We start from the raw sequence: 14,464 nt of genomic DNA, 5'->3' as shown, positions 1-14,464 counted from the left end.
AAACGATTAATCGGGAGGAAAATGTTTTAGTGCTTAAACTTTCGAACAAGATTTGATAATTCATATCAACAAAAAAGGAACCCTATTAGAGTTCCTTTTTTAATTAACAATAGACCCTTAATTATCGATCAATTGAGCTCAATACCTTTTTCATAAAGGCGTTTCCAGCGTCTTTTTCAGACATACCAGAAGCTACCATTTCATGAACCTCCAGCGCACCACAGAGATTGGAAATAAGCTCTCCAATCACATCTACCTCATTTTCTTTCAAAGAAGGAGCTTCAGAGACATTTTCTAAAACTTCCAGAGCCATTTCAATCTGCTCTGGAGTACAAGTTCTCTGAATGGTTTTAATTACTGGCAATTTCATTGATTAAGGCTTTTAATTGATCTTCCTTATTTGTTTGAATCTGCTTGACCAACTGACCTCCTTTGAATGAGGCGAAAGTCGGCAAGTTATTGACTTGTGCCAGCTTTCTAGATTGAGGAAACTTCTCAGCGTCAACTACCACAAATACCTTATCTGCATTTTCTCCTGCCAGTCTTCTGAATTTAGGCTTCATAATTCGGCAATTTCCACACCAGCCAGCAGAATACTGCACGATTACCTCCTCGTTTGATGCTACAAGTTCTTGTAGAGTATCTTCAGTTAGTTCTATCATGGTTTTGATTAATTATTGGATAAATAATTAGCTACACCTTCATTAGTAGCCTGCATGGCTTCTTTTCCTTCCTCCCAGTTGGCAGGACATACTTCACCAAATTTTTCTACGTGAAGCAAAGCATCCAAAAGTCTCAAGTACTCATCGATGTTTCTTCCAAGAGGAAGGTCATTGATTGACTCGTGACGCACTACTCCTTCTTTATCAATCAAGAAAGTTCCTCTGTATGCTACAGGGGTTCCTTCAAAAGACCAGAAGTTGGTTTCAGCATCGAAAGAATATTTTCCCGCCAAAACCCCATAATTTAAAGCAATGGTTTTAGCAGCGTCTGCCAAGATAGGATAAGTCACTCCTTCAATTCCTCCTTCAGCCTTTGGTGTCATCATCCAAGCCAAGTGAGTCTCCTCTGTATCGGTAGAACATCCAATTACTACAGTATCTCTCTTTTCGAACTCAGCTAATTTTTCTTGAAAAGCATGTAGCTCAGTTGGACATACAAAAGTGAAGTCTTTTGGATAGAAGAAAAGAACAACATTCTTCTTACCCAGATACTGCTCTAAGCTGAAGTTTTCAATGATTTCTTCTCCGTTAATTACCGCTCCTACAGAAAATAATGGAGCTTTTTTTCCTACTAGTGCCATGTATTTTTATTTTAATGATGACACGAAATTAAAAAGCATCAAACAGAATAAAAAGAATAAACTATCGAATTAAGTTTTTTAAAATTATATAGACAGAACTATATTCTATAATTGTATTTTATATAAAATATTATTCCATAAAACGAAATACAATAGAACTCTCTAAAGCTCGCAATCCTTTGCGGACAAAACTTATTCAGATCAATAGAATTATTCTATTGCCAATCGTCAAAAACAATAAAAAAGGCTACTCAATTATGGAGCAGCCTTAAATTCAAGTATTTGTAAATTTTTACACTAAATCATTTCAAAACCCAAGTACGAATGAAGAACTTTTGGCATTTTAATTCCTTCTTCAGTCTGGTTGTTTTCCAAGATAGCGGCAACAATTCTCGGTAAGGCAAGCGCCGAGCCGTTGAGAGAATGAGCCAATTGAGTTTTCTTATCCTCACCTTTGAAGCGAAGTTTTAATCGATTGGTTTGGTAAGTTTCAAAATTTGAAACAGAACTCACCTCCAGCCATCTTTCCTGAGCAGCAGAATAAACTTCCATATCATAAGTCAAAGCAGAAGTAAAGCCCATATCTCCCCCACACAATCTTAAGACCCTGTAAGGAAGTTCAAGTTTTTGAAGCAATCCTTGTACGTAGCTTCTCATATCTTCTAAGGCTTCATAGGACTTATCCGGATGAGTTATTTGAACTATCTCTACCTTATCAAATTGATGCAGACGGTTCAATCCTCTCACATGCGCTCCCCAGCTACCTGCTTCCCTTCGGAAACAAGGGGTATATCCAACATTCTTAATCGGTAATTGATCCTCAGATACGATGACATCTCTGTATAAATTCGTTATTGGAACTTCGGCAGTAGGAATCAAATACAAATTATCTGCAGTTGCATGATACATTTGCCCTTCCTTATCCGGAAGCTGGCCCGTACCATATCCTGAATCCTCATTTACTAAAATTGGCGGCTGAACTTCCATAAAGTCAGCTTTCAAGGCCTCATCCAAAAAGAAGTTGATCAGAGCTCTCTGTAGGCGAGCACCTTTACCCTTGTAAACAGGAAAACCCGCGCCGGTAATTTTTACTCCTAGATCGAAGTCAATGATATCGTACTTCTTGATCAGCTCCCAATGTGGTTGCTTTCCATCATATAGATTGGGGATTTTGCCATGCTCTAAGACCACTTCATTATCTTCAGCTGATTTCCCTGAAGGAACGGAAGTATGAGGGATATTCGGAATAGTATATAAAAGTGCTTTTAAATCCTCCTCAGCTCTTGAGTTTTCATCATCCAACTCTTTGATTTGAACTTTTATCTCAGCCGTACGGGCTTTTGCCTTTTCTGCCTCATCCCTTTTTCCTTCCTTCATTAGCATGCCTATTTGTTTGGAAATAGCATTCGATTCAGCCTGAATCTGGTCTCTCTGAGTTTGGGAGGACTTTCGCTGATCATCCAGCTGAATCACCTGATTCAACAATGATTCAGCATTTGGGAAATTTCTTTTATTAAGACCTGCTAAAACGGCCTCGAAATTATCTCGAATATGATTTACTAATAGCATGGAAAAGGTATTCTTTAGAAAGCTGCAAAGATAAGGACTTATCTCACAATGATGGTCTTTGTAACAGAGGAGAAAGGGCCTTCCAGCTCTTTTCCATCATTTCTCAAAAGGGAAATTTGAACTAGATAGGTTCCTGGAAGCAAATTCGCTACCCGAACTGGGGCCATGTGATCTATTTCGTAGGAAAACTCCCCTATCTCAATTCTTACCTTCAGCCCATCCAGTTTCATATCTCCTCCTACTACCAAAAAGTCAATAATCAACTCATGCTCAGGATCCACAATTTGATTATTTCTAGGCAGGTTGACTGCCAGATAGGGTTCTGCTGAGTACGGAAATGGTCTGGAGTCTCCTACTTGAAAATCTCTGTCAACATAATTTCCGAAATTTTTTAAGGCCAATCCCTCTTCATCTACCAAATAAGCTACTACTCTATAGCTTCCTTCTTCCAATTGCCTTTGAAATATTGGTGTCCTGAAACCTGCAGGATCTCCACCATTCAGAATATTGAATAGCAAAAAGCGCTCTACGGTCTGCTCTTCAAAAGGAAAGTTTTTGATATTAAATTCAAAAGGTACTTTTCCAGGCCGGAAGACCTGATTTCCCAATGGGGTGTATAACTCAAGAATAGCATCCGGATAATCTGAGGAATCCTCATATTGGTAAAAGGTAACCTTCTGCTGGCTTAGGTCTAGAGAAAGAGAATCCTGGGAAACCTCCATGACTTCCTCGTTGATTTTTTTCTTTTCCTCACTACAAGCCCAAATAAAAAGGATCAAAACGGGCATCCATAACAGGTTTTTTTTCATACCGCGGGGTTTTGATACTAAAGGTATTATTTTTAGGGCAAAATTTCAGGAAATCATACCTAACAGAAAATTACGATGGACATCCTATTCGACGAGATTCCAAGTCTTGATTTAGCAGACTTTACCTCAGGAACACCAGAACAAAAAGCAGCTTTTGTCAAAAAATTAGGCGAAGCATATCAAAACATAGGTTTTGTGGCGATCAAAAATCATGGATTGTCACAGGATTTACAAGACAGATTATACGGCAGTATCAAATCATTTTTTGCATTACCGGATGAAGTGAAGTCCAAATATGAAAAACCTGAAATCGGTTTTCAAAGAGGTTATACCGGAAAAGGGAAAGAGCATGCAAAAGGTAGAAACACCGGAGACTTAAAAGAATTTTATCATGTAGGGCAAGAGCTGGCACATATTCCAGACTCAGATCCTATCAAAGCAGAGTATCCTGAAAACATTTGGCCGGATGAACTTCCAGAGTTTAAGAATGATGCCTTGGAGGCTTATAGAACCTTGGAAAATGCAGGGAAAGCCATGTTGAGAGCGATTGCGCTTAACTTGGATCTACCAGAGGATTACTTTGAAGAAAAGGTGGCTCACGGAAATTCGATTTTGAGACAAATTCATTATTTCCCTATCACTAATCCCGATGAAGTTCCTGCCGATGCTGTACGTGCAGCGGAACATGGAGATATCAATTTGATCACGCTATTGATGGGTGCAAGTGCGGATGGTTTGCAGGTCTTGAGAAAGGATGGCAAATGGATTCCAATTACTGCACTTCCTGATCAGTTGGTGGTCAATGTCGGCGATATGCTGGAAAGATTGACCAATAAAAAATTGAAGTCAACTATTCACCGGGTAGTAAATCCACCGCGCGAATTGATGAACACAAGTAGGTATTCTATCCCCTTCTTCATGCATCCAAGATCCGATATGGATTTGACCTGCCTGGAAAGCTGCATAGATGAGCAAAATCCGAAGCAATTCAAAGACGCCACAGCTGGTGAGTTTTTGGAAGAGAGACTTCGGGAACTAGGCCTTCGTAAATAATCATGTCAGTCAAAAGGGTCAGATACTACCTATTTCTAAGGGACATTCTGACCCTTTCTTTGACAGCCTTTGGTGGGCCTCAGGCATTTTTAGCCATGCTGATTGATCGCATGGTACATACCAGAAACTATATCACTGAAGAAGAACTCTGGGAGCTCAATGCCTTATGCAATATGCTTCCTGGCCCCTCCTCTACGCAATTGGTTTCAGCAATAGGCTTCAGAGTTGGAGGCCCTAACCTCGCTTATTTAGCGCTTTTAGTTTGGATAATCCCTGCTACTCTGCTGATGACCTCTGCAGCTGCATTGATTTACTTTTTAGAAGAAAATACCCCGGGGGCTTTAAACTTCGCCAAATTCATTCAGCCCATGGCGATAGGTTTTATCATTTTTGCTGCGCAAAAGACCATTTCAAAAATGGTACAGACCACTGAAGCCATGGTTTTGGTTTTGATTTCTACCTTCATATCATTTTTCTACAGCTCTCCTTATGTCTTTCCTGTTCTTCTTTTGGCTGGAGGACTAAGCACCTCTATTAAATATAAAAATCAACCCAAGTATGAAAAAGATGAGCCTTTGGTCATCCAATGGGCCAATTTCTACTTATGGGGAGGGGTTTTGGTCTTGGCGGCAACTCTAGGTGCTTTGACCAAATACCAACCTGTTATCTTATTTGAGAATTTCTATCGAAACGGGAGCTTGATTTTTGGAGGAGGTCAAGTATTGGTGCCTTACCTGTACACTGAATTTGTGGATTTCAAAAACTTTCTCAGTTCTGAAGAATTCCTGACTGGATACGCTATTTCACAAGGAGTACCGGGACCTACTTTTTCTTTTTCGTCTTTTGTAGGGGCATTTTCCATGAAAGAGTTTGGGTTGGTTGGTTTTCTAACTGGCGGATTAATCGCTGCTGCAGGGATATTCCTGCCTGGAATATTTATGATCTTCTTTGTGATTCGATTTTGGGATCAACTTAAAAAATACCGACCCGTGAGAGCCGCTCTGGAAGGAATCAATGCTGTATCCTGCGGGATGTTGATTGCTGCAGCTTATTTACTTTTTGAGCCATTAGAAGCTAACCTAGTTAATATTTTAATGATATTGGGAACCTATTGCCTGCTTCAATTCACTAAAATATCCTCCCCTATGATCATTTTGGGGGGTATTTTATTAGGAATTGGAGTGAATTTTCTCTCCTAATTTTAGAACGAAAAAGGTCTATCTATTCAAAAAGGAACAAGAATAAGGCTTTAGACGTTTTAAAACCGTAAATCATTTCCTATATTTCCTTTATGCAGGCCTACGAATTTATCAATAACCTTATTCCTCCATTGAAGCTAAGCGACAAGACTAGAAAGGCTTTGGCTTGGATGGAAGAGATCCGAACGGATGTTTTACCCGTTGTGGATCAAGGTCATTTTTTAGGGCTTCTCCGAGATGAAATGATTTTTGAGTTGAATGATTTGGATAAAGACATCTTGGGTATTGTTCCTGAAAATCCAAATTGTTGGGTATACAGCGACAAGCACATTTACGATGTACTCAAGGCCAGCTCAGAGCATCAATCCAATATTGTTGCGGTGGTAGATAGAGATATGACCTACTTGGGAGTCGTAACCATGGAAGATGCAATCTCTGCTTTTGCTGATAGCCTTTCTATCCAATCCCAGGGCTCGGTATTGATTCTTTCTTTGAACATGACGGATTATTCTTTGGCAGAAATCAGTAGGATTATTGAAACAGAAAATACCAAAGTATTGAGTTCATTTATCAGTAGTGATCCATTGGATGATTCTAAAATTAAGCTTACTCTGAAACTGGACAAGCCTGAACTCCGACATATCAAGGCTACCTTGGAGCGCTTTGGTTATAAGATCCTAGACCATTACCAGGAGGAAACCGGAGTAAGTAGTGAGGAAGACAGAATCGGTAACTTGCTAAGATTTTTAGATATTTAGGCTATGAATTCAAGAAATGAGTATTTCCCATCTGAAAGGAATACTTATCTTTTTTGATTCAATACCTATTAAAAACCCTGCTTTTTTGCAGATTAAAGAGGGATTTTATGCCAAATAAACTCAAATTTTAAACAGGTGAAACCGAGCATGACAAAGCCGTCATTCTGGGGGATGCCCCGATGTATCGGGGAATTATGCGACCTGCCTGCGACAGGCAGGGATTCCATCCCGATTTTCGGGGAAGGTAGTGACCTATGAAAAATAAAAAATAAACAGATGAAAGTCGCTTTGCACGGCTTGGCGCTCAAAATAGAATTTCTAAATGACGTCAAAGCTTTATTCACAGCTTTACAAAATCATCAGTTCGAAATATTTGTCACGGAACAGTTTGACAGGCAACTTCGAATGCACGGCAATACCGGGCTGAATTATTGGCTGCTGGACGGTACGGATGATATGAGCCAGATGGATTTTTTAATTTCCATTGGCGGGGATGGTACTTTGCTGGACTCCGTATGTCAGGTTGGAGAAGTAGAAACTCCGATTTTGGGTTTGAATACAGGTAGGTTAGGATTTTTGGCGACTGTATCCACCGATAAAATTGACGAGGCAGTTAGAAACCTAAGCGAGAATAATTACCAAATTGAAAACAGAAGCCTCGTATCTCTGGATGCAAAAAGAAAACTTTTCAATGGGTTGAATTTCGGATTGAACGAATTCACCATTCACAAAAGGGATACTTCTTCCATGATTACTGTGCATACTTACATTGACGGAAAGTATCTGAACAGTTATTGGGCAGACGGACTTATTGTGGCAACTCCAACCGGCTCTACGGGGTACTCTTTGAGTTGCGGGGGACCTTTAATTTCTCCAGAGGCAAAAAATCTAGTCATCACTCCGGTAAGTCCTCATAATTTAAATGTGAGACCCATCATCGTTTCAGATGAAAGTGAGATTACCTTCGAAATAGAAGGAAGGGCAGAGAAGTTTTTGATTTCATTGGACTCCAGATCTACCTCCATTTCTTCAGACTTGAAGTTGAAAGTAAAGAAAGAACAATTCTGTGCCCGGCTTGTCAAATTACCCAGCTACAATTTTTTTGATACCTTGCGGTATAAATTAAATTGGGGTTTTGATATGAGAAATTGAGGCTAAAAGGTAAAAAAATGCCAATTTTAGCTTAACAAATATTAACCGCAATCATACTAGACAGCGTTTTTTAAACGTTGGGTACTTCATAACTTGCATCGTCTTGAAAAAGGTCAATTTTCAGATTTTCAAAACACTAGTCTGTATTTCTATATTAGGTCTTTGTTTTCTTTCGGAAGCAAAGGCTCAGAAATATGAAATAGGTGGCGGACTGGGTACCACGGCATATACCGGGGATATCCTGAGGAAAATTGATCTGGACCACTTAGGTCTTCACGGCACGTTGTTTGGCAAGAGAAATTTTGACAATGTATGGACGCTTCGGCTTGGTTTGACAGCCGGTACTCTAAGAGCTACCGATAGTGTAAGACCTTATGACTTGGTAGCAGAGAGAAGAGATGCAAGATTCAGAGGAGGGATTATTGAAGGAACAGCCATTATGGAATTTAATTTCCTGGATTTTCTTCGAAATGATTCTGAATTTTTCTGGTCTCCTTATGCATTCTTTGGAATAGGTTATTCTCACTTCTTTGCAAAAGGAAACACCTATGCTTTCCAATTTTCGGAAAGGTATAACGTAGGTACCGTGGTAATTCCATTTGGAGGAGGGGTAAAATACAGGCTTGATGACAGGTGGACACTGGCAGTCGAAGCTGGCATTAGAGCCACATTTACGGATTATCTGGATAAGGTAGATAGTAGAACACCGCCAATACCCAGATTTCAAGATCCGGCCAATCCTAATCAACCCTATGGGATCAACTATGGAAACCCGTATGACAAGGATTGGTATTACTTTTTGGGTGTGACACTTAGCTATACCATCGCTTCTACCAAATGCTACGCCTATTAATTAATTGAGTCTTAGGCTTAATTATTGGAAAAGAAATAGCATTTTTGTACCTCCAAAAATGTAAGGTATTCTGAACCCAAGTAATGAAGGAAGTACTAGACAGAGAGCGGATCCCCAGACATATTGCAATTATCATGGACGGCAATGGCCGTTGGGCCAAGAAAAAAGGCGCCATGAGGATATTCGGCCACAGACATGCGATTCAGGCTGTAAAAGATGCAATAGAGGGAGCAGAAAACCTGGGAGTGAAATATCTAACCCTATTTTCTTTCTCCACCGAGAACTGGTCCCGACCTCAAGATGAAGTGAATGGTCTCATGGAATTATTGGTAAAAACTATTACCGATGAAGTGCCCATGATGATGAATAACAATATCCGATTAGAAAGCATAGGCGATATTGACAGCCTCCCTCCTTCGGCATACGAAAAACTAATGGAGGCTAAAAAAATAACCTCTACGAATTCCGGTCTCACCGTCATCTTGGCATTAAGCTACAGCGGACAGTGGGAATTAACCCAAGCGACCAAACGCATTGCTCAAAAAATCTCTGAGGGGAAATTGAAGGTTGAGGATATCAATCAAAATTTGGTAGCGGAGCATTTAGAAACCGCAGGAATACCAGATCCTGAATTGATGATCCGAACCAGTGGGGAGTACAGGATTAGTAATTTTCTCCTGTGGCAACTGGCCTATACAGAGCTACATTTTACTCCTGTATTATGGCCGGATTTTAGAAGAGAGCATCTGGAAGCAGCCATCTTGGATTTCCAAAAAAGGGAAAGAAGATTTGGTAAAACCGGAGAGCAAGTTAAACCTTAGGTAATGATTGTAGTCAAGCTTAATTCAATTCTCATTTCAGCAAATGAAAATTGTAAAGCGAGATTCCATATGACCATCTTGGTCAAATTATAGTCTTATGAAAAGAAGTTTACTGATTCTGTTTTGTCTGATCTGGGCAAGTTCTGCAATGGCTCAAATTCGTTTGGGGCAAAGCCGTTATACATCGTCTAGACCGGTGAATATTTTGGAATTAAATTATTCCAAACCAGAAACCTATAGAATCGCAGAAATAAAAGCTGTTGGTCTTACCACTTTGGACGAAACCGCCATTCTATCCCTTTCCGGTTTGAAAGTCGATGATAGAATTGAAGTTCCCGGTGAGGCTATTTCGAATGCTTTGAAAAAGCTTTGGAATCAAGGAATCATTGGAGATGTAAAAATCTTAGTGACCAAAGTGGAAGGTGAGGATATCTCCTTGCTATTGGATTTAACTGAAAGACCTAGATTTTCCAGAGTAGAATTCAAGGGAATCAATAAAACTCAGGAAAGTGAACTGAGAGACAAAGTCAATATTCGAGGAAGAGTAGTTCGGGAGGACGTTCTCAACACCGCGCAGCGTAATATCCAAAAGTACTTTGTGGACAAAGGCTTTTTGAATACGGATGTAAAAGTGACTCAAGAACGAGATACAACACTTCCCAATTCTGTCAAGCTCCGATTCGATGTTAATCAAAACTCCAAAGTTAAGATCAATGAAATCAGAATCTTTGGAAATGAGGAGATCGCTGATTCCAAAGTGAAGGGGAAGTTGAAGAAAACCAAAGAGCATGCGAGGGTAAGTGTGTTCCGGGATATATATTCCAGAGTTACGGCTGCTACTCCTGAGGACATTGGGAATGCAGTTTTACATACTGATTCGGCTTCCAAAGAGGACGCTAAAACTTACATCAACAAAAACTTTAAGCTAAATTTCTTTGCCGGGTCCAAATACATTCCTAAGGAATATAGAAATGATAAAGAAAACGTAATCAACTTCTACCAAAGCAAGGGGTTCAGAGATGCCAAAATTGTCGAAGACTCTGTTTATAAGTTTGGGAAAGATGAGATCAACATTGATATAGAGCTAGAAGAAGGAAGAAAGTATTACTATAGAAATATTGAATTCACCGGTAATTTCATTCACCCTGATGAGGTGTTGGCTGCCAAACTTGGTATTCAAAAAGGTGACGTTTACGATAAAGAAAAGCTAGATAAGCGCCTGAATTATGATCCTCAAAAGGGAGATGATGTCAGTTCCCTTTATCAGGATAATGGTTATTTGTTCTTCAATATACAGCCGATAGAAGTTAATGTTGTCGGCGATTCCATTGATTTGGAAATGAGGATTTTTGAAGGCCCGCAGGTAACTGTAAATTCTGTCAGCATCAAAGGAAATGAAAGAACTTCTGATCACGTGGTGATGCGTGAAATCCGGATTCTCCCTGGTCAGAAATTCAACAGAGCCTTATTGGTACGTACGATCCGGGAATTATCCCAATTAGGATACTTTGACCCTGAGAAAATCAATCCGGACCTTCGTCCTAATTTCGAAGCAGCGACGGTGGATATCACTTTCGAACTGGAAGAAAGACCTAATGATCAGATCGAACTATCCGGTGGATGGGGAGGCTTCTTTGGATTCGTTGGAACTGTTGGACTTACTTTCAACAACTTCTCCATCAAAAACATCGGCAATTTTGATAAATGGGATCCACTTCCTGTAGGTGATGGACAAAAATTATCCTTGAGAGTTCAGGCCAATGGACGTTCTTTCCAAAACTATTCTCTTTCCTTGACCGAGCCTTGGTTTGGAGGTAAGAAACCAAATGCCTTGAGCTTTAGCTTTAACCACTCTGTACAAAGACAGGTTGACTTCTTCAATAGAGCAAACTTTGGAAATGAATTAGGCTTTTTCAAAATAACAGGAGCAACTCTTGGATTAGCAAAAAGAGTAACCTGGCCGGATGATTACTTTAGCGTTTCCAACTCACTTCAGTTCCAGATTTATGAGTTCGATCAATTTGGAACATCCTTCGGGTTAAGTTATCCAACCGGAAGATCTAATAGCTTAACAATCAACAATACGATTGCAAGAAATAACGTGGATAATCCAATCTATCCAAGATTTGGATCGAATATCATGTTATCCACTTCATTTACTCCACCTTATACTTCTTTGAATCAGAACTTGAATTCTGAATCAAGTGATGAGGAAAAATATAAGTGGTTGGAATATCATAAATGGATGTTTGATGCTTCTGTCTATACTCCACTTTTTGGATCCACCAAATTTGTGGCAAGTGCCAGAGCACACATGGGCTTCTTAGGTTCTTATGGAAATAGAATTGGATTGATTCCTTTGGAAAGATTTGTCATGGGTGGTGACGGTATGACCTTCAACAACTTTGCTTTGGGTCAGGAAATCATCGGTCTAAGAGGTTACGAAAATCAATCGATTACTCCAGGAAGAGAAACGAGAGGTACGGCTAACCCTGATCCTTTTGGTGGTGTGGTTTACAACAAATATGTCATGGAGCTTAGATTCTTGGTTTCTCCTAACCCATCAGCAACGATATTCTTATTAACCTTTGCTGAAGCCGGAAACAACTGGGGATCTTATAAGGACTTCAATCCATACGATCTGAAAAAATCAGCAGGTGTGGGTGCAAGAATCTTCATGCCAGCCTTCGGATTATTAGGTGTAGACTGGGGTTATGGATTTGATCAAATACCTGGAGAAACCAGAAGAAGTGGTCCACAATTCCACTTTACCATTGGTCAGCAGTTTAGATAAGCTTGAAATGAGTGCGAGATTAGTTAATTTATGTCAAAATTTAAGGGAACAACGCTCGTTTAAGAGCTGAATCTTCAAATTGATGTCACATGAATAACTCATCGAAAATTGTACTTTTGCTTTTCTTAATCCTGCTTTCTGGCTCTCTAAAGGCACAAAAGTTCGGTTATATAGATTCAGAGTATATCTTAAATAAGCATCCAGATTATAAAATTGTGCAGCAGGAGCTACAAAAGCTCAGCGACAACTGGAAGAAAGAGGCACAAAGTTTGGATAAAGAGATCAAAGAAATGTACGTTCAGCTAAAGGCTGAAGAAGTTCTATTGACAGAGGAAATGTATCAGAATAGGATGCAGGAGATCAAGAAAAAAGAGAAGGCATCTCAGGAATTCAATAGCCGTATATTCGGTATTGATGGACAATATTTCCAAAAGCAGGCGGAGCTTTTACAACCTTTGCAGTCAAAGATCTATGATGCCATAGAGCGGGTGTCCAGAAAAAACAATTTGGCCATGTTATTTGACAAAGCCTCCGTACCTTCGGGAATTATTTACACAGACCCAAGACATGACTATTCAGAGTTTGTTTTGGAAGAGTTAGGAATAGAAGACAACAATTAAAATTAAAATCTAAACGTATGAAAGTTAAAGTTATCCTTTCCGCAATCGCATTGCTTTGCGTAGGATTTGTCGCCCAAGCGCAGGAAGTAAAAATTGGTTATACCAATGTAGAATTTATCATGGACTTGATGCCTGAAATGGAGCAAATCGGTGCTGACATTCAGGATTATCAAACCCAACTTCAAACAAATATTCAAACAAAAGCTCAGGATTTCCAAAGACAAGTACAGTCTTATCAGCAAGCAGCTGGTACTATGACTGAGCAGGCTAGAGCTGCAAAAGAGCAGGAGCTTACTAAACTTCAGCAAGATTTGCAGAAATATGAGCAAGATGCTCAAGTTAGCTATCAAAGAAAATTACAGGAACTATTAGACCCTGTACAGACTAAAGTAATCAATGCAATTAACGCTGTAGCTGCTGAAAATAACTATACTCATGTATTTGCTGAGACTGCAGGACAAGCTCCTATCCTTCTTTATACCAAAGAAGAAGATAAGTTTACTGAGTTGGTATTGGCAAAATTAGGGGTAGAAATGCCTAAGGCACCAGGTACTTTGGATTCCACCAGACCAAGAATGCAGGAGTAATTACTCCAAGAATATAAAAAAACCGATCCACATAGTGGGTCGGTTTTTTTGTTTAGGCCAAATTGATCTGAGCTAACTTTTATTTGAATTTTTGTAGCTCTATAGAATCCTTTACTTTTACCGCATGCCTAAGGAATCGATCAAGGACAAACTCAGCAAAAGCCAAGATGCCATTTTAGTGGATTTTTACGCGGATTGGTGCGGACCATGCCAAACCATGGATCCAATTATTTCCGAGGTTCTCAAAGAGCTTGACGGGAAAATAAAGCTTTTAAAACTGAACGTTGATAAATATCCTCAGCTTGCGCAGCAATTTGCAGTAAGATCAATCCCTCATTATGCACTCTTCAAGAGAGGCAAAATTCTTTGGAGAAAGGGCGGGATCATTACCAAAAGAGATTTGGAAAAGGCCTTAAAAGGCTTTACCTAAAAAAAGATTCTCTTTATAGGTTAGCGTCCAGTAAAAGAATGCTTAGAAAAAATGACCTATTAATCTTTACTTTTCATCCAGAGTATTACACCGGCAATCATAATCACCCCTCCTACTGCCAAGGCCAAATTGATATCTCTTTGCGTTTTTTTTGCTTTTTGTAGGTAGTTTGATCCCAATCCTTTTTTGCCGATAAACTCTTCAATTCTATCGATTCTATTTTCCAATTCTTCTTTAGCTTTTCTAGTAATTTCCATAATGGTTGTGTGTTTAAAAGTTTACTCTTACTACTATTCAACACTTGTGATAAAAAATAGTTCTGATTTTCTATCTGGTTCAAGAAGGAATGGAGTCGAATATTGAGCCATTTTTGATTGAATTTCCTCCCAGAAAAGAAAGTTTTAATCCCAATATTTCTTGAATAGAGAAGCATCAGATCTTCATTGAACAAATCCCGAAACCCGATTTTTTCAGAATGGTGCAGTCCTCGTCAAACCAAGAGTTTTCTCGAAAAAT

16 protein-coding genes are annotated in these 14,464 nt (G+C 39.4%); 10 read left to right on the top strand and 6 right to left on the bottom strand.

Going from position 1 to position 14,464, the window contains the following annotated elements; genetic code table 11:
• Positions 1 to 121: 121 nt before the first annotated feature.
• From BM073_RS06500 to BM073_RS06480, 5 genes are all read right to left on the bottom strand, one after another.
• Complete coding sequence (locus tag BM073_RS06500) at positions 122 to 370, bottom strand: DUF6952 family protein (protein WP_091652186.1); 249 nt, start codon at positions 368 to 370, stop codon at positions 122 to 124.
• Positions 351 to 662, bottom strand: coding sequence for a thioredoxin family protein (locus BM073_RS06495; protein WP_091652184.1), 312 nt, complete (start codon positions 660 to 662; stop codon positions 351 to 353). The genes BM073_RS06500 and BM073_RS06495 overlap by 20 nt, the downstream gene beginning before the upstream one ends.
• An 8-nt stretch (positions 663 to 670) precedes the next feature.
• Positions 671 to 1,303, bottom strand: a complete 633-nt coding sequence (locus BM073_RS06490; protein ID WP_091652181.1) for a peroxiredoxin — start codon at positions 1,301 to 1,303, stop codon at positions 671 to 673.
• A 297-nt stretch (positions 1,304 to 1,600) separates the two neighbouring features.
• A complete protein-coding gene (gene serS, locus BM073_RS06485; RefSeq protein WP_091652179.1) occupies positions 1,601 to 2,872 on the bottom strand; it encodes a serine--tRNA ligase in 1,272 nt (423 codons plus the stop codon).
• A gap of 38 nt (positions 2,873 to 2,910) precedes the next feature.
• Positions 2,911 to 3,681, bottom strand: a complete 771-nt coding sequence (locus BM073_RS06480; RefSeq protein WP_091652176.1) for a hypothetical protein — start codon at positions 3,679 to 3,681, stop codon at positions 2,911 to 2,913.
• Positions 3,682 to 3,756: 75 nt separating this feature from the next.
• Here BM073_RS06480 and BM073_RS06475 point away from each other — a divergent pair, with 75 nt between their 5' ends.
• The 10 genes from BM073_RS06475 to trxA all read left to right on the top strand — a co-directional run bounded on the left by BM073_RS06475 (position 3,757) and on the right by trxA (position 13,948).
• The gene (locus tag BM073_RS06475; RefSeq protein WP_091652173.1) at positions 3,757 to 4,734 is read left to right on the top strand and encodes an isopenicillin N synthase family dioxygenase; all 978 of its coding nucleotides are present in this window, start codon (positions 3,757 to 3,759) and stop codon (positions 4,732 to 4,734) included.
• 2 nt (positions 4,735 to 4,736) lie between these two features.
• Positions 4,737 to 5,933 (top strand): chromate efflux transporter, encoded by a 1,197-nt coding sequence (gene chrA, locus BM073_RS06470; RefSeq protein WP_091652170.1) that lies wholly within the window; start codon positions 4,737 to 4,739, stop codon positions 5,931 to 5,933.
• Between the two features lie 92 nt (positions 5,934 to 6,025).
• On the top strand, positions 6,026 to 6,691 hold the full coding sequence (locus tag BM073_RS06465) for a CBS domain-containing protein (protein ID WP_091652168.1): 666 nt from the start codon (positions 6,026 to 6,028) through the stop codon (positions 6,689 to 6,691).
• 276 nt (positions 6,692 to 6,967) lie between these two features.
• The gene (locus BM073_RS06460) at positions 6,968 to 7,843 is read left to right on the top strand and encodes an NAD kinase (RefSeq protein WP_091652165.1); all 876 of its coding nucleotides are present in this window, start codon (positions 6,968 to 6,970) and stop codon (positions 7,841 to 7,843) included.
• 103 nt (positions 7,844 to 7,946) lie between these two features.
• A complete protein-coding gene (gene porG / locus BM073_RS06455; protein WP_091652162.1) occupies positions 7,947 to 8,696 on the top strand; it encodes a type IX secretion system protein PorG in 750 nt (249 codons plus the stop codon).
• Between the two features lie 83 nt (positions 8,697 to 8,779).
• Positions 8,780 to 9,517: an undecaprenyl pyrophosphate synthase gene (locus BM073_RS06450; RefSeq protein WP_091652158.1), complete on the top strand. Its 738-nt coding sequence runs from the start codon at positions 8,780 to 8,782 to the stop codon at positions 9,515 to 9,517.
• Between the two features lie 97 nt (positions 9,518 to 9,614).
• Entirely contained in the window at positions 9,615 to 12,311 is a 2,697-nt protein-coding gene (locus tag BM073_RS06445) for a BamA/OMP85 family outer membrane protein (protein WP_091652155.1), read from the top strand.
• Between the two features lie 89 nt (positions 12,312 to 12,400).
• The gene (locus tag BM073_RS06440; RefSeq protein WP_091652151.1) at positions 12,401 to 12,931 is read left to right on the top strand and encodes an OmpH/Skp family outer membrane protein; all 531 of its coding nucleotides are present in this window, start codon (positions 12,401 to 12,403) and stop codon (positions 12,929 to 12,931) included.
• A 17-nt stretch (positions 12,932 to 12,948) separates the two neighbouring features.
• Positions 12,949 to 13,518: an OmpH/Skp family outer membrane protein gene (locus BM073_RS06435; RefSeq protein ID WP_091652146.1), complete on the top strand. Its 570-nt coding sequence runs from the start codon at positions 12,949 to 12,951 to the stop codon at positions 13,516 to 13,518.
• Between the two features lie 124 nt (positions 13,519 to 13,642).
• On the top strand, positions 13,643 to 13,948 hold the full coding sequence (gene trxA, locus BM073_RS06430) for a thioredoxin (RefSeq protein WP_091652141.1): 306 nt from the start codon (positions 13,643 to 13,645) through the stop codon (positions 13,946 to 13,948).
• Positions 13,949 to 14,007: 59 nt separating this feature from the next.
• Here trxA and BM073_RS06425 read toward each other — a convergent pair whose 3' ends face one another.
• A complete protein-coding gene (locus tag BM073_RS06425; protein WP_091652137.1) occupies positions 14,008 to 14,205 on the bottom strand; it encodes a hypothetical protein in 198 nt (65 codons plus the stop codon).
• Between the last annotated feature and the right edge of the window lie 259 nt (positions 14,206 to 14,464).

The organism is Algoriphagus ornithinivorans, assembly GCF_900115305.1.
GTDB lineage: Bacteria > Bacteroidota > Bacteroidia > Cytophagales > Cyclobacteriaceae > Algoriphagus > Algoriphagus ornithinivorans.
Note: the sequence above shows the minus strand (reverse complement) of the source record. Positions and strands in the feature narration are given on the sequence as shown.